The sequence below is a fragment of the Rhizobacter sp. OV335 genome, assembly GCF_900142965.1.
In the GTDB taxonomy this organism is placed as follows: domain Bacteria; phylum Pseudomonadota; class Gammaproteobacteria; order Burkholderiales; family Burkholderiaceae_C; genus Rhizobacter.
On sequence record NZ_FRCQ01000009.1, the window covers coordinates 47138 to 71268 of the forward strand.

At 66.4% G+C, this 24131-nt stretch carries 20 protein-coding genes, 2 tRNA genes and 1 pseudogene; 10 read left to right on the forward strand and 13 right to left on the reverse strand.

The features are described from left to right. Positions 1-53 precede the first annotated feature (53 nt). The 4 genes and pseudogenes from BUE42_RS11585 to BUE42_RS34275 form a co-directional block, all read left to right on the forward strand. Positions 54-129: transfer RNA gene (locus BUE42_RS11585), tRNA-His, on the forward strand. Between the two features lie 213 nt (positions 130-342). Beyond that, positions 343-735, forward strand: a complete 393-nt coding sequence (locus BUE42_RS11590) for a 2'-5' RNA ligase family protein (protein ID WP_073465265.1) — start codon at positions 343-345, stop codon at positions 733-735. Positions 736-1215: 480 nt separating this feature from the next. Beyond that, complete coding sequence (locus BUE42_RS32150; RefSeq protein ID WP_143171446.1) at positions 1216-1602, forward strand: hypothetical protein; 387 nt, start codon at positions 1216-1218, stop codon at positions 1600-1602. 81 nt (positions 1603-1683) lie between these two features. Then, positions 1684-2034: pseudogene (locus BUE42_RS34275) on the forward strand (SOS response-associated peptidase family protein); the annotation flags it as partial. A 666-nt stretch (positions 2035-2700) separates the two neighbouring features. Here BUE42_RS34275 and BUE42_RS11610 read toward each other — a convergent pair. Continuing rightward, positions 2701-2781, reverse strand: a tRNA-OTHER gene (locus BUE42_RS11610). Between the two features lie 464 nt (positions 2782-3245). On the opposite strand from BUE42_RS11610, the gene BUE42_RS32155 reads away from it, so the two are divergent. Both BUE42_RS32155 and BUE42_RS11615 read left to right on the forward strand, forming a co-directional pair. Continuing rightward, positions 3246-4223, forward strand: coding sequence for a hypothetical protein (locus tag BUE42_RS32155; protein ID WP_143171447.1), 978 nt, complete (start codon positions 3246-3248; stop codon positions 4221-4223). Between the two features lie 760 nt (positions 4224-4983). Next, complete coding sequence (locus BUE42_RS11615; protein WP_073465268.1) at positions 4984-6528, forward strand: sensor histidine kinase; 1545 nt, start codon at positions 4984-4986, stop codon at positions 6526-6528. On the opposite strand, the gene BUE42_RS34280 is transcribed toward BUE42_RS11615, so the two are convergent. The 7 genes from BUE42_RS34280 to BUE42_RS11650 all read right to left on the reverse strand — a co-directional run bounded on the left by BUE42_RS34280 (position 6478) and on the right by BUE42_RS11650 (position 15903). After that, positions 6478-7008 carry a cupin domain-containing protein gene (locus tag BUE42_RS34280; RefSeq protein WP_073465269.1) on the reverse strand — a complete coding sequence of 177 codons (531 nt, stop codon included), beginning with the start codon at positions 7006-7008 and terminating at the stop codon, positions 6478-6480. The two genes, BUE42_RS11615 and BUE42_RS34280, sit on opposite strands and share 51 nt — an antisense overlap. 21 nt (positions 7009-7029) lie before the next feature. After that, positions 7030-7263: a hypothetical protein gene (locus BUE42_RS11625; protein WP_073465270.1), complete on the reverse strand. Its 234-nt coding sequence runs from the start codon at positions 7261-7263 to the stop codon at positions 7030-7032. Positions 7264-7943: 680 nt separating this feature from the next. Next, positions 7944-9305, reverse strand: coding sequence for an outer membrane protein transport protein (locus BUE42_RS11630; RefSeq protein WP_200798947.1), 1362 nt, complete (start codon positions 9303-9305; stop codon positions 7944-7946). A gap of 42 nt (positions 9306-9347) precedes the next feature. Beyond that, positions 9348-10175, reverse strand: a complete 828-nt coding sequence (locus BUE42_RS11635; protein WP_073465272.1) for an oxidoreductase — start codon at positions 10173-10175, stop codon at positions 9348-9350. After that, a complete protein-coding gene (locus BUE42_RS11640) occupies positions 10176-13271 on the reverse strand; it encodes an efflux RND transporter permease subunit (RefSeq protein WP_073465273.1) in 3096 nt (1031 codons plus the stop codon). It abuts the gene before it with no gap. Beyond that, the gene (locus BUE42_RS11645) at positions 13268-14425 is read right to left on the reverse strand and encodes an efflux RND transporter periplasmic adaptor subunit (RefSeq protein WP_083614080.1); all 1158 of its coding nucleotides are present in this window, start codon (positions 14423-14425) and stop codon (positions 13268-13270) included. The genes BUE42_RS11640 and BUE42_RS11645 overlap by 4 nt, the downstream gene beginning before the upstream one ends. Then, positions 14422-15903 (reverse strand): efflux transporter outer membrane subunit, encoded by a 1482-nt coding sequence (locus tag BUE42_RS11650; RefSeq protein WP_159445406.1) that lies wholly within the window; start codon positions 15901-15903, stop codon positions 14422-14424. The genes BUE42_RS11645 and BUE42_RS11650 overlap by 4 nt, the downstream gene beginning before the upstream one ends. 77 nt (positions 15904-15980) lie before the next feature. Between BUE42_RS11650 and BUE42_RS11655 the strand changes: the two genes are divergently transcribed. After that, positions 15981-16637: a TetR/AcrR family transcriptional regulator gene (locus tag BUE42_RS11655; RefSeq protein ID WP_073465276.1), complete on the forward strand. Its 657-nt coding sequence runs from the start codon at positions 15981-15983 to the stop codon at positions 16635-16637. 131 nt (positions 16638-16768) lie between these two features. Beyond that, positions 16769-17773, forward strand: coding sequence for a phage tail tip lysozyme (locus BUE42_RS11665; RefSeq protein WP_235002279.1), 1005 nt, complete (start codon positions 16769-16771; stop codon positions 17771-17773). Positions 17774-17848: 75 nt separating this feature from the next. Here BUE42_RS11665 and BUE42_RS11670 read toward each other — a convergent pair whose 3' ends face one another. Beyond that, entirely contained in the window at positions 17849-19012 is a 1164-nt protein-coding gene (locus BUE42_RS11670) for an epoxide hydrolase family protein (RefSeq protein ID WP_073465279.1), read from the reverse strand. Between the two features lie 100 nt (positions 19013-19112). Between BUE42_RS11670 and BUE42_RS11675 the strand changes: the two genes are divergently transcribed. Then, a complete protein-coding gene (locus tag BUE42_RS11675) occupies positions 19113-20009 on the forward strand; it encodes a LysR family transcriptional regulator (protein WP_073465394.1) in 897 nt (298 codons plus the stop codon). Between the two features lie 122 nt (positions 20010-20131). On the opposite strand, the gene BUE42_RS11680 is transcribed toward BUE42_RS11675, so the two are convergent. Next, positions 20132-20566 (reverse strand): EamA family transporter, encoded by a 435-nt coding sequence (locus BUE42_RS11680; protein ID WP_073465395.1) that lies wholly within the window; start codon positions 20564-20566, stop codon positions 20132-20134. Between the two features lie 277 nt (positions 20567-20843). Next, positions 20844-22520, reverse strand: coding sequence for a BamA/TamA family outer membrane protein (locus tag BUE42_RS11685; protein WP_143171448.1), 1677 nt, complete (start codon positions 22518-22520; stop codon positions 20844-20846). 232 nt (positions 22521-22752) lie between these two features. Between BUE42_RS11685 and BUE42_RS11690 the strand changes: the two genes are divergently transcribed. Next, positions 22753-23172 (forward strand): VOC family protein, encoded by a 420-nt coding sequence (locus tag BUE42_RS11690; protein ID WP_073465281.1) that lies wholly within the window; start codon positions 22753-22755, stop codon positions 23170-23172. Positions 23173-23191: 19 nt separating this feature from the next. Here BUE42_RS11690 and BUE42_RS11695 read toward each other — a convergent pair whose 3' ends face one another. Beyond that, the gene (locus BUE42_RS11695) at positions 23192-23752 is read right to left on the reverse strand and encodes a cytochrome b/b6 domain-containing protein (protein ID WP_073465282.1); all 561 of its coding nucleotides are present in this window, start codon (positions 23750-23752) and stop codon (positions 23192-23194) included. Positions 23753-23756: 4 nt separating this feature from the next. Continuing rightward, positions 23757-24032 (reverse strand): PepSY domain-containing protein, encoded by a 276-nt coding sequence (locus tag BUE42_RS11700; RefSeq protein WP_073465283.1) that lies wholly within the window; start codon positions 24030-24032, stop codon positions 23757-23759. Positions 24033-24131 lie beyond the last annotated feature (99 nt).

Genomic DNA, 24131 nt, shown 5'->3' on the forward strand with positions numbered 1-24131 from the left:
AGCCAGCGCTCGAGACAGGCCTCCAACTGAGGCTATAATTCGCGGTTCCGGTGGTGGCTGTAGCTCAGTTGGTAGAGTCCAGGATTGTGATTCCTGTTGTCGTGGGTTCGAGTCCCATCAGCCACCCCACACGAAGCCCGCTTGCAGCGGGCTTTTTCTTTGTAGCGCCCGCTAACGAGCACACGCTGCAGAGGTTCGTTATTTCCCACGGTGGGAAATGAGGGCCGACCCGCAGCCTGCCGCAACAGCGCTGGCACTCCCTGACGGCGCATACACGTGAAGATGAACCCCCGCCGAGATCACGCCTCCGCACGGCGCCGGATCTGATGTCTAGCCGTCGCCTTGACGCTGCACTTCCTCGGGGACGTCGACTTGATCGATGAGGCGAGTCTGGTCGAGGCGCTGGCCGCCGTGCCGGTGCCCGAGCTGCAGCTCTCGATTCGGTCGACCGCGATTTGGCATGACGGCGTCGTGGTGCTGCTGGCCGAGGGCACGCCGGCGCTAGACGGCCTGCGGCGCGACACCGGCGTTGCGGTGGCAGCCGCCGGCCGCAAGAGCGAACCGCGATGGACGCCGCACATGACGCTGGCCAGGCACGCAGGCGCGGCACCGGCGCCGGCACCGGCAGCGATCGATCCGATCATCTGGGCGCCGCGCGAAGTGTCTCTGGTCTGGTCGCGGCGTGACGCCGCGGGCTACGAGGTGGTGCGAGCCTGGCCGACGGTCACGGGCTGAGGAGACGGACGGCGGCAGTGGTGCCGTCCAGGTCGCCATTCTCGGACTGCGTGCCCAGGTCGCCGGCGATCACGTCACCATTTCTCCCCTCGCGAGTGGAGCACTACAGCGCGCCGCGCTTCACTTCCTTCGACCGGTCGTATACGCGCGCCGCGGTTGCCGGGTTCGCGTGCAGGTCCGGCAACACCCCGTGCTCCAGCTTGTAGTGCGTCGTGCAGTAGGCGCGCAGGTCGTGAAAGGTGCCAGCGCGGCGTACTCTGCCATCGCCGCCAACACCGCTGACTGGCCGCCTCGCGCACGCGCCCATTCCAGGAAGCGCGTGAGGTCCGCGGACTCCGGCACGACGTCCCGCGGTCGCTCCTTGTTCCGGCGTACCTGCTTGCAGGGGTTCACATCGATGTCGCCGCGGTTGATCGCAAGGTTCATCAGGTTCGAGAGCAGCGCCATCTCACGATTGGCGCGGACGGGTGCCCGAATGAAATGCTGGTCGACGTGGTGGAGATGTACAAGCGAGGTCAGCGCCTCGAGCGGGGGAGCCTTGCGTCTGTTCCGGCCCATCGTGGCGTGTTGAGCCTGACGCCGGACCGGCCTGGTCGAGATCCACGGGACCGCAATCCGCCGCTGTTGGCTGGCCTGTGTCGTCCCGAGGGCATGAGCTGGGTCTTGCCGCCGCTGGACAAGGCACGGGTGGTTCGGATCAACCCGCGCGGCATGTTGATCAAGGGGCGGCAGGAGCTTCAGTCGACCAGGTCGAGCCGCAACTCTGAATGGTTCGACCAGGCGTGGTGGGTGAGGGTGGTTGCACCGGCGGTGTGCGCCGCGGCGCTAGAGTTCGAAGCTGTGCAACCTGTACACCTCGCCAACTGAGCAGAAGTCTGGGACTACTGGGACGTGAGCGGACCGATGCCTCCATTGTGATTCTTCGACGGGCACCACGTAGGGCCCAAGAAGCAGGGCCAGTTCCTGCGCGCGGACCACGCGACCGGCGGCCTCATCTACGCCGTCGGGCGTTGGCAGCTCGTGCCAACGAACTGGCCGGACATCGACACCTACCCGTACTCGACGAACAACGCACGCTGGGAAGACAAGGTGCGGGTCAGCCGCACGTTCAAGCCGGTGTGGCTGGCGGGGCAGCGCTGCGTGATTCCGAACCGGAACTTCTACGAGCCCTGCTATGAAACGGGCTCGCACGTGAGCTGCGGTTCGAGAGCGCCGACGGCGGCCCGCTCGGCATGGCCGGGTTGTGGAACAGCTGGATCGACAAGACCACCGGCCAGGTCTTCGAGACGTACGCGATGATCACCATCAATGCGGACGATCATCCAACTAGTTTTTGGAAGGTTCTCCTGTTGGCCGGGATGCTCTGTTGGCTCTCGTCTAGTTCATCGAGGCGAAAGCGGAGAGGGCGCCCATCTCGCAAGATCACAACCGAGACTCAGCGCGAATGGAAGGACGGTGCGAGCCGTCAACAGCAGAAGGGGACGCGGCGGCGTCGCGCCGCAATCGAAGGGCCTCGCCTCTGACGGTGCCGCGACTTAGAACTCAGCGGCAGGATCAGAAGCGGCGCCACTGAGGTCCTTCGCGAGATCCTCTCTGGACCCGGGGAGGCACACCGTGCCTAACACGAAGGAGTCCGCGAGGTGCACGGAGCAATCGTAAGTGCCCGGTCGACGCCTACCTCCGTGACGGCAGTTGATACGGGCCCCGCGCCTGATGAGTGGCGTGTGAGCCTTCAAGCGGGGTCGACGGCACCGGGCGGTGTAGTGACGGGAGAGGGCGGAGCCCAGCAACGGTCTCGCGACTGATGGTGGCCGGGCCGAATGTCCTTCGGCCAGGAGGTGGCAGCGCTGCGGCGAGGATGACGGGCGGCCGCCACGGGGCAGGAGTATTAGACAACTGTCTAATATTTCGACTGTTCTGAGCCCAACGACAAAGGGCACGCATCGCTGCGGGCCCCGTCAATACTGGCTCCTCGACCTGGGCTCGAACCAGGGACCTACGGATTAACAGTCCGATGGCGTTGCAGTACTGACGAAGAATCGAGGGACTCTGGAGGGGCGATCTCAGCTTCGAGCTGATGGCCGCGCTCGGGAGGCTTTTATATCGTTCGTTGCCGCTGGAAAAACTCGACTGCCAATCTGGAGTGCCAAGATGAAAGTTCGTGGCGTCCATCCCGACTCGCCTCAACGAACCCCAGTGCGGGTAGAGTCCGCAGGAAGACCTGGGAACTACGAGGTGAGGCGGCGGCATCGCTCGTTGCCAGAGCGTGGCCCAACAGGCGTACATCGACTCCTCCCCGCGCATGTAGCGTGCACAGGCACGACATGGAATATTTCTTTTTCGAGCCCCAGGCGAGGCCGACTGCGAAAGCGCGATGGCCGGCCTTTGGGGCATATGGGCAAGCAAGAAGACTGGTGAGATAGTCTGCCCTTACAGATGTAGCAGTCCCCATCAACTGACGCGAAGAGCCATCCTGAATACGGCGACTCCGTTCGAAAGAAGAGGTCAGCGTGAAACTTTCAGTTATATCATGGAATATCCGGCACCTCCGCCTTGAGAAAGCGACTGATGAAACTAATCGAAAACACTTCATCAATGGTTTGGCAGACGGGCACATCGTATTTCTATATGAGAACAAGCTAACGAAAAATGAAAACTCTAAACTACGCTCGGCACTAAAAGAAATACTTACGAGTGCGAGAGAAAATCCGCAGCATGTGTACGTGGAGGGAATTCGGATAGAAGTCGGAACAAACGAGCTTGTTCATGTGGTCTACACAGCCGTGCGGCCGACGGGAGAAAATTCCGATTTCGGCCCTGGCAAAGAGATAAGAATTGCCGTGAACCCGAACAATAACTGGGATGCCAAGCTGAGAAGCAGCGGTTGGAAAGCACTGCAAGATTTTCGTTCGGACACCGTAATCTCTAATATATCGTCGGAGAAGTTGGGGCTCGGGCACGGCTACAGAATTCCGGCCGTCGTAGATGTAAAAATCATCAAGCCCGATAGGTCGGAAAGGACCCTCACGATTGCCGGGTGGCATGCCCCAGGTCCATCAATGGCTACGGCACCAACTCTTTTCAACGCATACGCTGAAGTACTGAGGAATGTTGATCTATTTGTTGGCGATTTTAACTACAATCCCGATACAAGGTATTCCCCAGCAGAGTGTGTCGGGGAAGTGCTGTTGCACAAAATATCCGGCTCTACCACTATACGCGATGACGGCTCACCTGTGCAGCACACACAGGGACCTGATTTAGTTTATAGAAATCAAAAAACAACGACCACACTTGCGGGAAAAGAAGAGAAAAGAGTATTCCACTTCGGCAAAAAAAAGGGCGTGAGAAATAAGCCTTTAAAAGTTTATGTCAATAGGATATGCATCGGCAATGCAGAGATCAGAGAAGGAGACGTAGACCTAGGTGAAGAACTATTCCGTCTATCCGATCATAGGCCCGTCATAGTTACTTTACGACGTCTATAGCGCATTCTCCGCTCGAGGCGGCGATCAGTTCGCTGAGCGCTGCTACCTCCGGGTTTCTTTGCTGGGCGGTCTCAAGTCTGAAGTGCAACAACCGCCCGCATCAATGCGTGGTTGAGAATTGACATTGAGAGTCTGCGTTGTGTATGGTGGCGAATACCCCAATTGGCGAATCCCAGTTGTACGACGGGAGAGGTGCGAACCGTGGCAACGATGCACCAACGCTGCCAGTCGGCGTCATCGTTGAAGCAAAGTTGATAGCGTTGCTGCAAGTGCTTGATTTATTATGGGTGCGGGCGATTGCAAATCCGTTGAGCCGAGTGAGCGGTCGACCCGCCACTGCAGAACTGCGCTGGGCCGAGCGACTGGTTCGCGCCAGGTGCGGGCCTTCAATCTCGTTCGGCGACTGGCTCAGATCGACCCAAAGCAGTCGGTGTTCCAACCCAGAAGCGGCCGTTCGTGAGAGCAACCAGCCGATCCGTTGCCGACCTGAACCACTGCGGGACTGAACGCTGACATCGGGGGCGTCACGGCCCGTCACCCGCGATGCCGATTTATGCCTGCTCCCGCGACCTGCCCGCCGCCGCTGCGCGCGGTGAAGCCATGCACTGTCGATAGATCTGCGACGGCCTACGGGATCTCCGGGCTCCTGCTCGCCAATGACGGTCGCATCCCGGCATCAGTTAAATCTTGTGCCGCCATCAAGTACGGCCTATAAGAGGCGCACAGAACGCCACCGCCAGGCGCCAAGGGAGAAGGACACGTGGACTCAACCCGAATTCTCGTCGTAGAACCCGAGAGAGGTGTCGCTGCAGACCTGGGGCGACGCCTGCAGCGGATGGGCCATACGGTTGCGGCAACCGCATCTGAAGGCGAAGCGGCGCTGGACGCGGCGTTGCGATCGCTGCCGGATCTGGTGATCATCAACGGGCAACCCGAGGGCCCATTGACCATCGAGGAGACTGCGCGACGCCTGCGCAAGACGCGCAACATACCCGTGATCCTGGTGACCGACGATGACTCCCCCACGGTGCCGAGCGCCCGCGGTCCCGAGCCCTTCGGCCAGATTCTGAAGACGTTCAACGATCGCGAGTTGCACTCCGCCATCGAGTTCGCGCTCTACCGACATCGCAACGATGCGAAGCTGCGCAAGGTGGAGCGATGGATGTCCTCTACGCTGTCCAGCCTGGGCGACGCGGTCATCGCCACCGACAGGCACGGCATTGTCACGCTCATCAACCCATTGGCGCAGCGGCTGACAGGGTGGACGGAACGAGAGGCCATCGGCCGGCAGTTCATCGACGTGTTTTGTGTGATCGACGGCGAAAGCCGCGAGCCCATTCTCGATCTCATAGAGCGGGCTTCGCTGCAGGGCTTCAGCATCGGCATGGACGAGAACGTGTTCCTGCAATCGCGCAAGGGGGAAGAGCTTTTGATCGATGACAGCATTGCCCCCATCCGCAACGACGCCAATGAGGTGACGGGCGTTGTGATCGTTTTCCGCGACGGTACCGAGCGCAGGCTCGCCGATCAGGCGATCGAGATGCTCAACCAGCAGCTGGAACATCGCGTCCTCGAACGTACGGCGGAACTGGAAGCCGCCAACGAGGCGCTGGCGGCATTTTCCGGTTCAGTGTCACATGATCTACGGGCACCGCTGCGTGCGGTCAGCGGCTTCAGCACCATGCTTTGTGAACGCTACGCCCATGTGCTGGACGTCGAGGGCAAGCGCTTTTTGGAGCTCATTCAGAGCAAGAGCTTGCAGATGACGCGGATGATTGATGACTTCATCCGGCTGGCGGGCCTGCGGCAGGGGCCGCTCAAGGTGACACCGCTGGACAGCAACGCGATGCTGCGTCAGGTGGTGGCCGGGCTGGCCGAGGAAGACACCGCTGCTGGATGCATCGTCGTCGAAGCCTTGCCCGATCTGGAGGGTGACGAGGGGCTCATCCAGCAGCTATGGGTCAATCTGTTGGGCAACGCCCTCAAATTCACGTCGAAAGTAGAGCACCCCGAGATCCGGGTCAGCGCCGACGAGGCCGACGGCATGGTCAATTTCAAAGTTGCGGATAACGGGGCTGGTTTCGACATGGCCTTCGCCGGGCGCATGTTCACGCCGTTTCAGCGCATGCACCTTGAGCGTGATTTCGTAGGGCATGGCATCGGCTTGGCCACTGTGGCGGCGGTAGTCGACCGACACGGTGGGCGCGTCCATGCCGAAGGCAAGGTTGGGGAAGGCGCGACGTTCCACTTCTCGCTACCCAAACAGCACCGGAGTCCTGCTGCAAGTGCCTCCCCCTTGAATTGAATCGACGGGACCAGCGTTTGTCGGGCTCATCTCTACTGCAACGTGCCTGACGCGCTCAACATCCGAGCCGTTTGCGCCATTTGCTCGAGGGTATCGGCCAGCGTACCAGTAGCTTCTGCGGTGAACGAGTACTGCAAGGTTAAGGGTCCATACCTTTGCTCGCGCATCAGAGGGCGCGATGACTATTGCTCGACAGATGACGAGCGGCCGGGCGTGCGTGGTGGGCGCGTCGGCAATCGCGTGGCCCGTGCCTCGCGGCAGCAGTGCCACGTCGCCCGGGCCGATCCGGAAGGGCTCATGCGACGGCAGCCTCAGCCAGCACTCGCCGTCGACCACGAAGTGGAAACACACGCCGTCCTGACGCGGGATCTGGATGCCCCACGGCGCTGTCATGTCGGTGCGGCAGTACGACGCGCGCACCAGCCGCAGATCCTGAAGAACGGGGCTCAGCAGATCGAGGTCGGGTTGGAAGGCGCTCATGGCTGCGGGGTTTGCCTCGGGTCACGGCCCGGTTCGCGTGTAGACCGCGCGGGTGGCGAGCGCCTCCCCCTTTCCTGGTGACGTGAAGTAGAGCTCGATGACGTGGCGGTCCGGGCCTTCGATGCGTATCAGCGTGCGCATCGGGATCGTCTTGCCGACGAAGGCTTCACCCGCGACGCCTTGGTCGACGAAGGTGCCGAACAGGTCAATGCGTGTCTGCGGCCCCGATCCGGTGCTGCTGGCGTAACGCATCATCCCGGCGTTCGTTTCGTCGATCGCGACGTGTCAGCTGCCCGCCAGAGGCGCGAGCGTGGCGTGGCCTGGGCCCGGCAATCCGCGGCGCACCCATGCCGGCAAGTCGGCGGACGCCGCGACGGACGGCGTGATGGCGTTCTCCTTGTCCTGGGCGTGCGCGCCTCCGAGCGCCACGCCGAGCTGCCCAGGCTGCCTCGGACAGCGCCCTGGCCTACAAGGAGACAGCGCGTTGCCGACTAGGCATCACAGCGTACCGCTGACACCGGAATCTGGCGCCGAAGCGCACCCTGGAGGCCACGGAGCATGATTTCAGGGGGTCAACATGCCAAACCAACGGCACAGCCACTATCGCGGGTGCGCCATTACCACGCGCTGGACAGAGGTCACACCTCGACCGGAATGGGCGGAGCGAGACGCCGTGCTTCACGGGTCGGCGAAGCGATTCACAGCCAGTTTTTCAGTCGAAGCGAGCGTCGCTTGCGATGAGTCGTGGCAACAGTTCCCGACGGCGGAGTTCGACACCTTTGCTCGCGCATCAGAGGGCGCGATGACCATGGCTCGCCAGATGATCGACGCGAAGCTCTTCGAACGGTCCAACACCGTACGGCGATGAGCTGTCGGAGCAGGGTGGTCGAAGCCACGAGCCCTGGGCCCTGTCGAGCCAGTCCTCGAAGGCGTTGTCAGAAGCGGAATTGCGCAGACACCGCGACGATGTCGCTGCTCAGCTTGTACGAGCCTTGCAGCCTGCTGGCGCTGGACGACGTCAGGTTCACGCTCGTGTCCTTGATGAACAGGTGCGTGTAGCCGACGCTGTAGGTCAGCGGCTTGCTCACTTGCCACGTCGCCCCGAGGGACAGCCACCTTCGGCTGACGTCAGGGACGCGGACGTCGCGCACCGCATCGGTGACGGGGGTTTGGTCATAGGCGACGCCGCCCCGGAAGGTCCAGCTGTCGTTGGCCCGGTATTCCGTGCCGATCGAGTAGAACGACGTGTTCCGGTAGCCGAAGTGCAGCGTCTCGTCGGGCAGGTTGGAGGCGAAGTCCAGCACCACGCTGCCGAACTTTTCCCATGACGTGCGCGAGTAGTCCGCCATCACCGTCCACTGGTCGTCGAGTCGCTGGCTGACACTGAGCGTCCAGGACGACGGCATCGTCAGCTCGGTGCTCGCGGTCGTGCTCACGAAGGTATTGGGCCTGGCCGCGGACAGCACGGCGTTGGCGGCCGTCGGGATCGAGAAGTCGACCTGGGCGCTCTTCGGCTTGTGCTTGACCTCCGAGCGGTAGGCCAATCCGATCGTCGTCCCCTCAGCCGGGCGCAGCAGGGCGCCGAGCGTGTAGCCGACCGCGGTGTCGTGACCGTCGATGTCGATGTATCCGTCTGCGCTTGCCGGAGAGAAGCCGGGGACGCTGGAGCCGGCCAGCAGGGCACCGAAGTCGATCGCGTCGCGCAACTTCACCTCCATGCGCTCGGCGAACACCGAGGCACCGAGTGACAGGACCTCGTTCACTGTGTAAGACCCTGCCACGCCGGCGTCGATGGCCTTGAGCTCTGTTCTCACGCCTTGGTAGCGGCCGACCCAGCCATCGTCGTAGTCGGTCTTGAAGCCGAACGGTGCCGTGATGGAAAAGCCCAGGTGGATTCGATCCGTCACAGGCGTGTGGAAGTACAACGACGGCACCGCGGCGGTGTCGCCGGCGTTGCCGCCTTGCCCGCCGGACAGCGGGCGGCCCAGCGCGTCTGTGCCCGTGCCGTCGAACTTGACGGAGTAGTCGATCACCGCGATGTCGGCCTGGATCAACCGGCCGTTCAGCAGTGTCATGGCGGCGGGGTTGTTCGCGATCACGGTGGCGTCTGCGCCTTCGCTGATGGAGCCCGCGAAGGCGCGCCCCTGGCCGGTGGCGCTCTGCTCCTTGAGCTGGAAGGCAGCCGCATTGGCCGTGCCGACGCAGGCGAGGCTGGCCGCGATGGCGAGCAGCGTCTGATGTCGTACCTTGATGGAGTTCATGGGGGTGTCGGCCTCGGGGTGGTGTCGTGTGTTCATCTGATGTTTCCTTGCGCGTCGGCGAACGAAGGTGGGGCCGACCTACGCCGGCATCCGCAGCTGCTTGCGCAGGCTCTTGTCAAACGCGGAGGCCGGAACGAACCGGCGAAGCAGGCTCACCTGCCGTGCGAAGCCACCGGCGGCGTAGCGGCGGCGCGGGTTGGCCGCGGTGCAGGCCTTCAGGACGGTCTGGGCGACCGACTCCGGCGAGTCGGCGTTTTTCATCACGTCGCGCATGACGGCCTCCGCGTTCGAGCGCGCGGACCTGTAGTTGTCGAGCGGCTGGTCAGCCTGGATGAGATTGCTCTCGAACGAAGTCCGCGTGTAGGCGGGTTCGACGAGCACCACCCTGACACCCGCGTCCCTGATCTCATGGTCCAGCGACTCGGAATAGCCTTCCACGGCGTGCTTGCTCGACGCATACAGCGCCATGTAAGGCGCCGGGATCAGTCCCATGACGGAGCTGATGTTGACGATCCGGCCCCGACCCTGCCGGCGCATGACGGGAAGCACGGCCTTGGTGGTTCGCATCACGCCGAACACATTGACGTCGAAGAGTGACTTCGCCTGCTCGAGGGATGACTCCTCCGCCCCGCCCATCAGCCCGACGCCTGCGTTGTTGACCAGCAGATCGATGCGACCGGCCTTGGCAAGCACTTCGCTGAACGCGGCTTCGACGGACGCATCGCTGGTGACATCGCAAACCAGGTACTCGACACCCGCGGATTTCGATGGCGGCGGTTTGCGACAGGTGCCGAAGACTCGGTATCCGGCCCGCGCCAGTGCGAGCGCGGTGGCCTCTCCAATGCCGCCCGATGCGCCGGTGATGATCGCGACGCGCCCCTCTTGCTGCGTGTGGTCGTTGGACATTCATTGCTCCTTGGTTGAAAGGTGGTTGATGCCGGGGCTGTCACGCCGCACGCGGAACCAGGCGGCGTACAGCGCCGGCACGAAGACGAGGGTGAGCGCCGTGGCCACGACCAGGCCGCCCATGATCGAGATGGCCATCGGTCCCCAGAAGACGCTGTGCGTGAGCGGGATCATGGCCAGCACCGCGGCGGCGGCGGTCAGCACCACGGGGCGCGAGCGCCGTACCGTGGCGTCGACGATGGCGGTCCAGGGCGCCACGCCGCGCGCGATGTCCTGGTCGATCTGGTCGACCAGGATGATCGAGTTGCGCATGATCATGCCGCTCAGCGCAATCACGCCCAGCAGCGCGACGAAGCCGAATGGCGCCTGGAACAGCAGCAGCGCCGGCACCACGCCGATCAGCGCCAGCGGCGCCGTCATGAACACCATGAACAGGCGTGAAAAGCTCTGCAGCTGGATCATCAGCAGCGTCAGCATCACCGCGAACATCGCCGGGAACACCGCGAACAGTGCCTTGTTGGCCTTGTCGCTCTCCTCGATGGCGCCGCCGTCCTCGATGCGGTAGCCCGTGGGCAAGCTGTCGACGATGGGCTGCAGCGACGGCCGGATCTTCGCGGTGGCGTCCGGACCCTGCACGCCGTCGACGACGTCGCTGCGCACGGTGAGCACCATGTCGCGATTGCGCCGCCACAGCACCGGCTCTTCGAAGCCCGGCTCCACGCGGGCCAGCTGCGACAGCGGAACGGTCGCGCCGCTGCGCGTGAACACTGGCAGGTCGCCCAGTTGACCGATGCTCTTGCGCTCCTCGGGTGTCGCTCGCACGACCACGTCGATGAGCTCTTCGCCGCGGCGGATCTGCGTCACCGGTGCGCCGTCCAGCGCGGTCTGCACCAGGCCCTGGATGTCGGCAGTGGACAGGCCCAGCAGCCGTGCCTTGTCCTGGTCGACGTGGACCTGCATCGAGCGGACCTGCTCGTTCCAGTCCAACTGCGTGTCGCGAACCAGCGGGCTCTGGCGCACCGCGTCGCGCACCTTGTAGGCGATCTCCCGCACCTGCGCCTTGTCGGGGCCGATGACGCGGAACTGGACCGGGAACCCCACCGGCGGGCCGAACTCCAGGCGCGTGACGCGCGCATTGACGTCCGGCAAGGCCTCGCCCTTGGCGAACAGGTCCATCAGCCGGGCGCGCACCCGTTCGCGCTGTTCAATGCCCGCCGTCTTGACGACGAACTGTGCGAACCCCGGGTTCGGCAACTCCGGCAGGATCGACAGATAGAAGCGCGGCGTGCCGGCACCGGTGTACGCGGTGAAGAATTCGATGTCCGGGTCTTTCGCCAGTCGCGCTTCGAGCAGCTTCACCTGGCGCTGCGTCGCGGCGAAAGACGCCCCTTCGCGCAGCCTCAGGTCCACCAGCAGTTCCGGCCGCGATGCGGTGGGGAAGAACTGCTGCTGTACCGTCAGCATGCCGGCGCCGGCGATGGCGAAGACCAGCACCGTGGCACCGAGCACCCAGGCCCGGTGCTGCACCGCCCCATCGATGACGGCGCGCAGCCGGTGGTAGACGGGCCGGTCGTAGACGTCGTGGTGTATGCCCGTCTCCGGATTCCCCAGGTTCTTCGGCAACAGCAACACGCCCAGGTACGGCGTGAAGATCACGGCCACCAGCCACGACAGGATCAGCGCCACCCCGACGACCCAGAAGATGCCGCCCGCGTACTGGCCGGCGATCGATTTCGCGAAACCCACCGGCATGAACCCGGCCGCCGTGATCAACGTGCCGGTCAGCATCGGAAGCGCCGTGGTCGTGTACGCGTAAGTGGCAGCGCGCAGGCGGTCCCAGCCTTCCTCCAGCTTCACCACCATCATCTCCACGGCGATGATGGCGTCGTCGACCAACAGGCCCAGCGCGATGATCAGCGCGCCCAGCGAGATGCGGTCCAGGGCCCAGCCGGCGGCGTGCATGACGGCCGCCACCAGCCCGAGCACCAGCGGCACCGACGCGGCCACCACGACGCCGGTGCGCCAGCCCAGGAACAGGAAGGACACGGCCAGCACGATGGCCAGCGCCTCCAGGAACGAGCGCTCGAATTCCCAGACCGATTCCTCCACCACGCGCGGCTGGTCGGCGTACTGCTGGATCTGCACGCCCGCCGGCAGCTCCTGCCGCACCTGCGCCAGCCGCTGTTCCAGCGCGCGCCCGAAGTCGAGCACGTTGCCGTTGGCCTGCATCGTCACGCCGATGGCCAGCACCGGCACGCCGTTGTGGCGGATGGTCAGGCTCGGCGGATCCTCGTAGCCGGTGCGAACGGTCGCGATGTCGGCCAGCCTCAGCAGCTGGCCGCCCACTTCCAGCGTCACGTTGGCAACGTCAGCGGTGCTGTGCAATCCGCCGTCCACGCGCACCTGCACGCGGTCGTGCGTGGCATCGGCCGAACCGGCCGGGGCCACCAGGTTCTGGCGCGCCAGCGCGTCGAACACGGTGGTCGGCGCGATGCCGAGCGCGGCCAGCCGCCGGGTCGACAGCTCCACGTACACGCGCTCGGCCTGCTTGCCCAGGATGTCGACCTTGCCGACACCGTCCACGCCCTGGATGCGCCGCTTCACGTCTTCGGTGACGGTCAACAGCTCGGCCATCGACAGCTCGGGCGCGCTCAACGCGTAGAGCACGCTGTAGCGGTCGTTGTACTCGTCGTTGAAGAAGGGCCCGCGCACGCCGTCGGGAAACTCCTGGCGCACATCGGCGATCTTCTTGCGCACCTGGTACCAGGCGTTGTCGAGCTCCGCCTTGCTGGAGCCGCCCTTCATGTACAGCGTGACACCGCCATAACCCTGGCGCGAAAAGCTGCGCACGGATTCGAAGTGATCCAGCTCCTGCAGCCGGCGCTCGATGCGGTTGAGCACCTGGTCTTGCACGTCCTGCGCGGTGGCGCCGGGCCACACGACGATGGCCGTCATTTGCGGCACGTCGAAGTTGGGGTCCTCCAGGCGGCCCAGCCGGCTGAAGGACAGGACGCCGACGATGAGCGTCGCGATGATCAGGAACAGCACCATCGGCTGGTGCGTGACGGCCCATTCCGAGAGATTGAAGCGCTTCATGACTGCCCTTGCGAGCCGCTCTTGGCAACGGGGGCGGGCCCGGCTTCGGGCGAACGTTCGACGGCCCGCACCTTGATGCCGGCATCGAGCTTCTGGGCACCGACGCTGACCACCCGGCTGCCGGTGGCCAGGCCGGTGACGCGCACCGATGCGTCGTCCATGCCGACCACCTGCACGGGCTGGAACGCCAGGCCCGAGCCCTGGGCATCCAGCACCCAGACGCCCGCGGAGCCGCTGGCCTTCACCAGCGCAGTGACCGGCAGGGCGGCCGTCGCCGCACCCACGGTCGGGTCGGACAGGTTCAGCTGCATGGTGCTGCCCAGCGGCAGCGCCGCGACCTGCGCGCGCGATTCGGGGGTCGCGGCATAGCGCACGCGGAAGGTGCGGCCCTGCGCGTTGGCCAGTGGCGAGAGTTCGCGCAGCACCAGCCGCAGCGGCGCTTTGGCGTCTTGCGCCGCGCCCTGCCAGGGCGTGGCCACGGCGGCGAGGGTCCGCGCCCGGCCCACCCATTCCTCCGGCAGGTCGGCGACGATCTCGCGCTCCCCGTCACGGGCCAGCGACAGCACGGCTTGGCCCTCGGCGACCACCTGGCCGCGCTCGAAGCGCAGCGCCGTCACCACGCCGGCATAGGGCGCCACCAGCGTGGCATAGCCTTCGCGGTTGCGCGCCAGGTCGAGCTGGCGGCGGGCCTGGTCCAGGCGAGCCGCAGCCGCGTCGGCTCGCGCCTTCTGGCGCTCATGGTCGGCAGCGCCCACCGAACCGTCGGCGAGCAGGCGGCGCATGCGCGCCTCGTCAGCCGCGGCCTGTTGCGCATCCACGGAAGCCGCCTGCACCTGGTCGGCAGCGGCCCTCGCGCCCAACTGATAGTCGGCTGGATCGAGGCGAGCGAGTGCCTGGCCGGCCTTCACGACATCACCGAGCTCGACCAGTCGCTCGACCACTTTGCCGCCGGCGCGAAAACCCAGGTCCGTCTCGACACGAGCTCGAACCACGGAGGTGAAGGCGCGGGTTTGCGCGGACGCCGTCTGGGTCACCGTGGTCACGAAGACCGGCTTGACGATGGCGGCAGGCGCGCCGGGCTCGCTGCAGGCGGACAACAGCGCGCTGGCAGCGGCCATGACCGTGAGGGTCACGGCGGGGGAGATCCTGTTCATCGGGGCGTCCTTGCGGCAAGAGAAGTCGTGACGGCAGCGGCCGGAGGCGGCGCGAAGCCCCCGCCCAGTGCCTTGTAGAGTTGAACGTCGGCCAGCACCTGCTGAAGGCGGCTGCCCGACAGGGCGAGTTCGCTGGCCAGCACTGAACGCTGGACGTCCAGCAGCACCAGCAGGTCGATCTGGCCTTCGCGCTGCAGCGACTGGGCACGCTGCAGCGAGCGGCGGCGGTGATCGACGGTGCGGCTCAGCGCGGCGGCGCGCTCGGCTTCTTCGGTGCGCACCAGCAGGCTGTCCTCGACTTCCTGCACGGCCACCAGCACCGCCTTCTGCCAGGCCAGCAGCGCCTCGTCGGCCCGCGCCGACTGCACGCGGATGCCGGCGTCGATGCGCCCGCCATTGAAGATCGGCGCGGCAAACGCCAGCGCGACGTTCGAGAAATGCACCGGCGCGAGATCCAGCGCGTTCAGCCGCAGGTCCTCGCGGCCGAACAGGGCGCTCAGGAACAGCTTGGGCCACCACTGCGCGCGTGCCTCGGCGCCGCGCAGCGTCTCGGCCGCGACGCGCGCCTCGGCGGCGATCAGGTCGGGGCGACGCCTCAGCAGTTCGCTGGGCTGGCCGGTCCCGATGTCGCGCACCGAGGGCCACACGAACGCTGCGCCGTCGTCGACGACGCGTGCCGATGGGTTGCGGCCCAGCAGCACGGCCAGCCGGGTCTGCGAGACGCCGGCCAGCACCCGCAGCGGAGGCACCTGCGCGTCGAGCGCCTCGGCCTCGGCACCTGCGCGGTCGAGATCGAAGGCGCTGGCCTCGCCTTCGCGCTGGCGGCTCGCCACGCGGGTTGCCGTCTCGCGCTGGGCCGCGGCCAGTGCCTGCACGATGCGCAGCTGCTCTTCAGCGCTGCGCAGCACGAAGTACTGCCGCGCCACCTCGCTGGCCACCAGCAAGCGCGCGCCGTCGACGCCCGCGGTGGCGGCCGCGGCGTCGGCTTGCGCCGCATCGCGCGCAGCGCGCACGCCGCCGGCCAGGTCGATCTCCCACGCCACGTCGACGCCGGCGCGAAACGCGCGCGTGTCGGGCTGCCCCTGCTTGACCGGATCGGGCAGGCCGCTTTCGCTGCGCGAGGCCGACGCCTGCAGGCCCACCGTGGGCCACAGGCGCGAGCCCTGGGCATCGCGGCCCGCACGGGCCTGGGCGACGCGTTGCAGGGCGATGGCCACATCCTGGTTGGCGGCCAGGGCTTCGTCGACCAGCGCCGTCAGCGCCGGGTCGCCGTAGCCGGCCCACCAGGCGCCGTCGAAAGCCTGGCCGGCCACGGGCGCCGGCGTGCCGTGCGCAAAGGCGGCGGTCAGTGGCACCGACGGCGACGGGGGCTGCACGGGCGCCACCGAGCAGGCCGACAAGAACACCAGCGCGGCCAACGCCACGGGGCGGATCGCCCGGGTGCCGGGGTCGAGGCTGCGATGCAGGGGGGGCGTCATGAAGTGATTCATATACTGGACGATTGAGTCCAGTAAATGTACTCGACCAATAATGGACTTTCAAGTACATTAAATAGATGCCCAGGAACGAAACCGAGAACGATGCCGCGCCGACGCCGCGCCGCGGCAGGCCGCGGGACCCCGAGCGCGACCGCCGCATCCTGGATGCGGCGCGCAGGCACTTCTATGCGCACGGCCTGGCGCGATCCAGCGTGGACGCGATCGCCGCCGACGCCGGCGTCTCGAAGATGACCATCTACAGCCACTTCGGGTCCAAGGAGGGGCTGTTCGAGGCGGAGGTGCGCGACCGCACCGAGCGCGTGGTGGGCGGCCTCGCGGGCGCCGAAGCGCTGGACGCGAAGCAGCCGCAGAAGGCGCTGCTGGCCATCGGCGAACAGTTCCTGACGCTGGCGCGCGAGGACGAGGCGCTGTCGCAGTTCCGCTCGCTCTACGGCGCCGCGGGGGTACAACCCGAGGCCTGCCGGGCCTTCTACCGGCAGGGAGCCGACCGCTTGATCGGCGACCTGGCCGCGTACCTGCGCCGCGCCGACGCGGCCGGCGCGCTGAAGGTGCGGCACCCGCGGCAGGCGGCGGACCTGTTCCTGTCGATGTTCCTGGGCGATGGCCACATCCGGGGGCTGCTCATGCTCGACATGCCGGATGCCAGGGAGAACCGGGCCCTGTTGCGCGAGGCGGTCAGGGTGTTCATGGCGGCCTACGCGGAAGGTGGATGACGCGGCAGCAACCCGCGCAATGGGCTTCGCACTGCCGCACGGCGTTTCGCGCCGGCCGCCCCCGTGAGGGACGTGACGGGCCGAGCATGGCGGACATCACAACACCGCTGGCCAGCCTGAAGGAGATCCCCATGAGCGTAGGCGTCATGTCGCCGATGTCCCACTTCGGACCCATGGGTCATTGCGGCTCGATGGGCCACATGGGATCCCAGGGCGCCACGCATGCCGGTGGCTGCCACCCGGTCGACGAGTCGGCCGAGGCGCAATTGAGCACCGAGCTGCCGAGCGAGGATGCCTCGGTCGAAGGCGCCTGCGGTGCCGAAGGCCAGGACGGCGAGATGGACCCGAACGCCACCACGATGAACCCGCAGCTGCTGGAGATGCTGGCGTACATGATGATGCAGTTCATGGCTGCCTTCCAGCAGACTCCGTCGTCGGACGGAGGCGGTGGAGGAGGAGGCGGCGGTGTCTCGGGCCTTGGCGGCGTGGGAGGCGGTGGCGGGGGGTGGGGCGGCGGCGAGGCCGTGGCCGCCGCACCGGTAGAAGGCGCGAATCCCGGCGCGCAGGCGGTGCCGCAGCCCGAGCAAGGCCCCGCCGCGGTGACCGAGGCGCCGGCGCAGCCGGCCACCGGTGGCGGCGATGCCGGTCCGCTGAGTGGCGCGGCCCAGACCCAGGCATTGCAGCCGGGCGAAAGCCTGCAGGTCGCGCAACAGTGGAAGGACAACCTGAAGAAGGACTTCGGCCTGAACGACGCGCAGGCCGCCGGCATCGTCGGCAACCTGTGGCACGAGAGCGGCGGCATGAATTCCGGCATCACGCAGGGCGGCGGCATCGGCGGGCCGAACGGCAACATGGCCGACGACAACGGCAACGGCTATGGCATCGCCCAGTGGGGCGGGGTGCGCAAGCAGGGCCTGATCGACTTCGCCAAGGCCAACAACGTCGACCCGTCGAGCCAGGCCGCCAACTACGGCTACCTGAAGCAGGAGTTGCAGGGCGAGTACAAGGGCGCGATCGACGCGGTGAAGGGCACGAACGACGTGGCCGGCGCCACCGCGGCCTTCTGCAACAGCTTCGAGAAGCCGAGCGATCCGCAGATGGCGTCGCGGGTGGAGCACGCGATGAAGCTGGGCTGAGCGGGCATCAGTCAAGCTCGATGGCGCCTGCCTCTCCGGCACAGGCAGGACGCCAGCCGTTCCCTATCCCCTGGGTCAATGTATTTGCTCGAACGTCTTTCGAATGTCGTTCACGAGAACATCCGGTTGCTCCATGGCCGCGAAGTGCCCGCCGGCCGCGCCCTCGTTGAAATACACCACCTGGCTGTATCGCCGCTCGAGCCAACGACGTGACTTGCGCACATGCTCCTTCGGCAGCATCGTGAAGCCCGTGGGAACCGTGATCGGGCCGGGCGGCTGCCCTCCCGCAGGGCCACCCGCCTTGGCCAGCTCCCAGTAGAGCCGGGCCGCGGAAGCCCCGGAATCGTTCAGCCAATACATCATGACGTGGTCGAGTATCTCGTCCTTGGTGAACGTCTTCTCCGCATTGCCAGGCGTGCCTCCCGTGTCCTGGAACATCGCGTAAATCCACGCGGCCAGTCCCGCGGGCGAGTCCGCCAACGAGTAGCCGAGGGTCTGTGGTCGTGTCGATTGCACCTTGGCGTAGCCTGAGAGCTGATCCCAGAACTGGCCGGCGTCCTTCAGCATCTCCTTTTCGGCAGGCGTCGCTTCGGCGGCTTCGGCAGGCGTGGTCATGAACATCGCGAAGTTCAGGTGCATGCCCACCAGACCCTTGGGTCGCTTTCGGGCGATCGCGTCGCACACCCCGGCGCCCAAGTCGCCCCCCTGGAGCGCCCAGCGATCCTCATGGCCAAGACGCCGAACGAGCTCAATCCAGGCGTCGGCAATGCGCGGCAAGCCCCAGCCGGTGGCAGTGGGCTTGCCCGAAAATCCGAAGCCCGGCATCGACGGGGCAATGACATGGAAGGCCTGTGGCCGTGCTCCGTCGCGCGACGGCGGATGGGTCAGCGGCTCGATCACTTTCTTGAACTCCAGCACCGAACCGGGCCAGCCATGGCACAGGACAAGAGGGAGCGCATCCGGATGCGGCGACCGCGCATGAAGGAAGTGCACCGTGAGGCCGTCGATCTCGGTGGTGTATTGGCCAACCCGATTCAGCAGGTATTCAGTCTGTCGCCAGTCGTAGGCGGTGCGCCAGTGCTCGCACAAGGCGCGCATGGTTCCGAGACGGACACCCTGCGTCGTGTCCTCGACTGTCTCCTTGTCGGGGAATCGGGTGCGCGCCAGTCGTTCGCGCAGATCGAGGAGTTGCGCTTCAGGTACTTTCAACTGGAAGGGGGAGATGAGGGCTGTGTTCATGGGTGGCTTCTTTTCCGGTTCATGCATCGTAAGAAGCCGAGTCGTGCCGTCATAGCCACAAGGTGTGGACGCGTTGTTCCAGACATGGAACGATCGGGGCATGCAACTCTCCGATCTGAGGATCTTTCTTCGCGTGCTCGACAGCGGCTCGCTTTCGGGGGCGGCGCGTGCAACCGGCCTACCCAAATCGTCGATCAGCCGCGCGCTGAATCGCCTGGAGACCGACGTGGGCGCGGCTCTGCTCGACCGCTCGGGACGGCGCGTGAAGGTCACTGACGCAGGTAGCGCGTTGCAGCCGCACGCAGTGTCTCTGCTGAGCGCTGCCGAAGAGGCTCAGGCGTCAATCGACAGCACCGCCGGGCTGTTGCGCGGCACGCTCAAGGTGAATGCCCCGTTTGCACTCGCCGCCATCTTGCTTTCGCCCATGCTCGCGGACTTCCTGAAGCGGTATCCAGACCTCGACCTGGTGCTGGAAGTCGATAACCGCAAGGTCGATCTCGCCGCCGAAGAGGTTGACGTCGCCTTGCGTATCGGCCCGCTACCCAACTCGGAGCTCGTCGCACGCCACCTCACGGACATGGCGCTGTGGACGTGCGCCAGTCCTGCTTATCTGGTGGCGCACGGAACGCCCCACGAACCGTCGCAGCTGAGTGCCCATCGCCTGCTGTCACGCATCAACCAGCCCGCGCGCTGGCGCTATACCTCGGCAAAGGGCGAGCACATCGAAGTCAGCGTGCCTCCCCGCACCGTCATCCCCGATGTCGCCGCGCTGTTGCCGATCCTCGTCGGCGGCTGTGGCATCGGCCGACTGCCAGACTTCCTCGCGGCGCCAGCCGTCCGGGACGGCTCACTGTCGCGATTGCTGCCAGACCACGCGTCGGATGTCGTCGAATTGCACGCCGTCTACACGAACCGGAAGACGCTTTCGACGAAGGCGCAGGTCTTCATCGATGCCGTTGCTGGTCACCTGTCCGAACTGCAGCGAACGTGGAAATAGGCAGCCTCGACGTGCGCAGCTGGTCAGGCACCGGGTTCCTGGGTTGAACTCAGCGCTGCGCCAGCGGACCCATGCCGATCTGCTGCTTGCTGCTCACGGCGACGCATCCGGGTCCGCACGCTTCAGCGCCTGATCGACAGCACCAGCACCCCGCCCGCCACCATCGCGATGCCGGCCCATTCGCGCAGGCTCGGCCGCTCGCCGAGGAACGCGAAGGCGAACACCGCGACCAGCACCAGGCTCAGCTTGTCGACCGGCGCCACCTGCGACGCATCGCCGATCTGCAGCGCCCGGAAGTAGCAGACCCACGACGCCCCGGTGGCCAGGCCCGAGAGCACCAGGAACAGCCAGGTCCTGCCCGGCAGGTCGAGCGGGTTCGACCACTTGCCGGTCCCCGCCACGAAGGCCGCCAGCACGACCAGGATCACGCTGGTGCGCACCAGCGTCGCGAGGTCGGAGTCGACGCCCCGGATGCCGATCTTCGCGAAGATCGCCGTCAGCGCGGCGAACGCGGCCGACAGCAGGGCCCATTGAAACCAGCTGGCCGGCATGTTCATGTCAGGCTCCTTGCAGTTGAGAGAACGCCACCCGCACCTCCAGCCCCCCCGTGCGCCTGCGGCGTGTGCAGGCTGACGCTCGTGATGGCGCTCGGCGATCGCGCGCACGATCGCCAGGCCCAGGCCGCTGCCGCCGCCCTCCGGGACCAGCGACTGCGCGTTCTCGACCAGATTGTCGAGCAGCACGCGCAGCTGATGGGCGTCGGCCTGCACCCTCGATGCCGCCACCGACTGCGAGACGTTCTTCAGGTCGGCGTCGAACACCTCGTTCATCTCGTCAGAAACTGCGCTTGGCCTCGACGATGAACTGCACCTTCTTGATCGACTTGTCGCCGTCCATCGGGAAGGCCGCGTCCACGTGCACCACGGTGCCCAGGCCCGAGCGGCTGTTGCCCAGGCGCAGCCCGAAGCCCGCGTCGCGCAGCAGCCCCTGGGCCGAATCGCCCGGCCGCACACCGTCCCAGGTGCGGCCCATGTCGTAGAACACCGCGCCGCCGACGTGGAACAGCCGGAACGGGAACCAGTCGGAGTAGGCCCGCTGCTCGATGGTCGCCAGCCAGCGGCCGCTGCCGCTCTGGTAGCGCAGCGGGTAGCCGCGCAGCCCGGTGTCGCCACCGAGCGTGATCTGCTGGTCGGGGTCGAGCCGCACGCCGCGGTCGATGCCGATACCGGCAAACAGCGAGCGCTGCGGCGACTGCCGCAGGTACCAGCGGCCCGACAGCTTGAACAGGCCGCCGCTCACGCCCTCGCGCTCGACGCGGCCTTCGGCCGTGCCCGCCAGCAGCCAGGTCTGCGACGGGCTCGGCATCCAGCCCTTCGAGAAGCCGGCATCGAACACGCCGGCCGTGCGGTCGGAGCCGAGCCGGCTGGAGGCTGCGCCGAGCCGGCCGCGCACGTTCCAGCCCAATGCGATGTCCTCGGTCTTGCCGATCTGGTCCTGGTTGTGCGTGGCGATGAACTGGTCCTCGATCCAGCCGACGCCGATCCACGGAACCAGCAGGCGCCGCCCGTCCGGCGCGACGCTGGCGCTGCCCTGCGCAGGCAGCGCGGCGTAGCGCTGCTCGTCGAAGGTCAGGCCGGCGGTCCAGCGCAGTGCGGCGCCGTCGTGCAGCCCGTCGGACCAGCCGGTGTAGGCCGTCGCGTGCCGGGCGGCCACGTCGTACTGGTTGACGACCTGGCCTTGCGAGTACACCGAGTCGGTGCGGCGCTCGTTGCTGAGCGACAGGCCGCCGGCGCGGCGTGTGTCGAGCGCATAGAACGGCTTCTCGATCGCCAGCTTCTGCGCGCGCCCGTCGCTGTTGTCGTCGTACTCGCCCGTCAGCGTCCAGCGGCTGCCGAGCAACTGGTTGTCCTGGTAGGTCAGCGCTTTCGACCTGCGGTCGACGCCGGAGTGGATGTCCAGCCCGAGCTGCTTGCCGCGGCCCATCAGGTTGGTCTCCTGGATGCCGACGCTGCTGCTGTTGCGCCCGCCCTTGCGGCCGAACGACACGCCGGGCTTCAGCGTCCACACGTCCTGCGTGGCCACCACGATGTCGACCACGCCGTCGTGCACCGCGGCCACGCGGATGGCCGCGTCGCGCAGGTAGCCGTTGGCGCGCAGCGTGCGCTCCGATTCGCGCAGCAGCCGCGCGCTGTAGCGCTCGCCGGGCTTGAACAGCAACTGCTGCTCGATGGTCTCGCGCCGGGTCTGGATGTGCAGCCAGTTGGCGAGGCGGAACGCGGCGTTGTCTTCTTCGTCGAGCCGGGTGTCGAAGATGTCGAGGTTGTCGACGCGGATCTCGCCGATGACCGCGCCGGATTGCTCCAGGCTTTCGTCGGAAGGCAGCTCGGTGGTGGCGGGCGCCACCGGGTCGTCGTCGGCGCGCGCGGTCGACAGGCACATCGCACCGCAGGCGATCAGGCCGGCGAGAAGGCCGGCGGGAAGGGTCGGAAGGCGTCGTGTCTGGCTCGGCATGCATGCACTGTGCAAAGCCGAGGGTTAGTCGATCCTTAAGACATTGCGGCCAGTCCCCCGGGTCGTGGGAGATCGCACGGAATGCGGCGCGCGCCAAGTCGCAACCAGGTGCGCGGGGCCGATGTGGCCGCGATCACGAACTTGTCGATTCGCGCGGAGGTCGAACGTCGTACGGGTGGAGCCTGCGAAGCAGGACGCTTCCGCCCTTTCCACATCACCAGGAGCCCCCCCCGTGACCAAGATGATCTTCGTGAGCCTTCCCGTGACCGACCTCGCCGCCTCGATCGCTTTCTACAAGGCGCTGGGATTCGAACAGAACCCGCAATTCAGCGACGACACCGCGGCCTGCATGGTCTGGAGCGAGACGATCCACGCGATGCTGCTCACCCACGCCAAGTGGCGCACCTTCACCGAGCGGCCGATGTCGCCCGCCGGCACCAGCAAGGTCATGCTGGGCCTCACCGTGGACAGCCGCGAGGCCGTCGATCGGATGAACAAGGCCGCTGCCGAGCACGGTGGCCAGGCCGATGCGAACCCCGTGCAAGACCTCGGCTTCATGTACGGCCGGGACCTGGCCGATCCCGATGGGCACCTGTGGGGAGCGATCTGGATGGATCCGGCGGCGATGCCCTCGGACAACCAGGCTGCCTAGCTTCGATGGATCAGGTGTCTCACGGGTCGCGCCGCGCGGCCCGAGGACGCTTGCGCCCGCTGAGCATCGCCGCGGGCAGGTTCTCGCGCCAGCGCCAGCTCATCGCGGCCACGCCGGCCAGGTGCATCGCGACCGAGACCATCAACGTGTCCGCGAGCCAGGCGTGCAGGTCCTGCACCTGTTCATCGCCCCAGAAGGCATCGAGCCGGCTCATCCAGCCGGTCAGCCCGAGCAGCAGCACCAGCAGCCACAGCAGCCAGACCATCCACAGGCCCAGCGGGTTGTGTTCCAGCGTGCGCGGCGCGCCGCCGCGCAGGTAGCCGAGGGTGTCGCGCAGCGAGGGCTTCAGTGCGCGCCAGCCGCCGGGGCCGTGGTGCCGTGCCGCCCACAGGCAGCGCAGCGCGACCACGCCAACCGCCACGTAGCCGGCGAGCCGGTGCCACCGGTCGCCGTCGTCGCGCACCAGGTTCAGCACCACCAGCGCTGCGAGGCCCCAGTGGCACAGGCGGACGACCAGGTCCCAGACGCGGACGCGGTCATCGGCTGCGGGCGACGGCGCCTCGGGTCCGGAGACCGGCATCGGCCTACTTCTCGATCTCGGACTTCACCGGTTCCAGCGTCTTGGCATCGAAGTAGATCTCGACCTTCTTGCCTTCCTTGTTCTTGCCGTAGATCTCGTAGCAGTTGCCGTCGACCTTGAACTTCTTGATTGCGTAGCCCTGGCCTTCGAGCTTGGCCTTGGCGTCGGCTTCCTTCATCCATTCGGCCTTCGGGTAGGCCTTGCAGTCGGCCTTGGCGAAGGCGCTGAGCGGCGCGGCCGCGGCAATGCCGATCAGGGCGGCGAGGGCGAGTGGCTTCATGGCGGGCCTTTCGACGAAATCAGGGTGGGCTCGAAGTATGCACGTGCAGCAGCACGAAGCCGCCGACCAGGGTGCGCTCGGTGACGCTGCGGAAGTGCG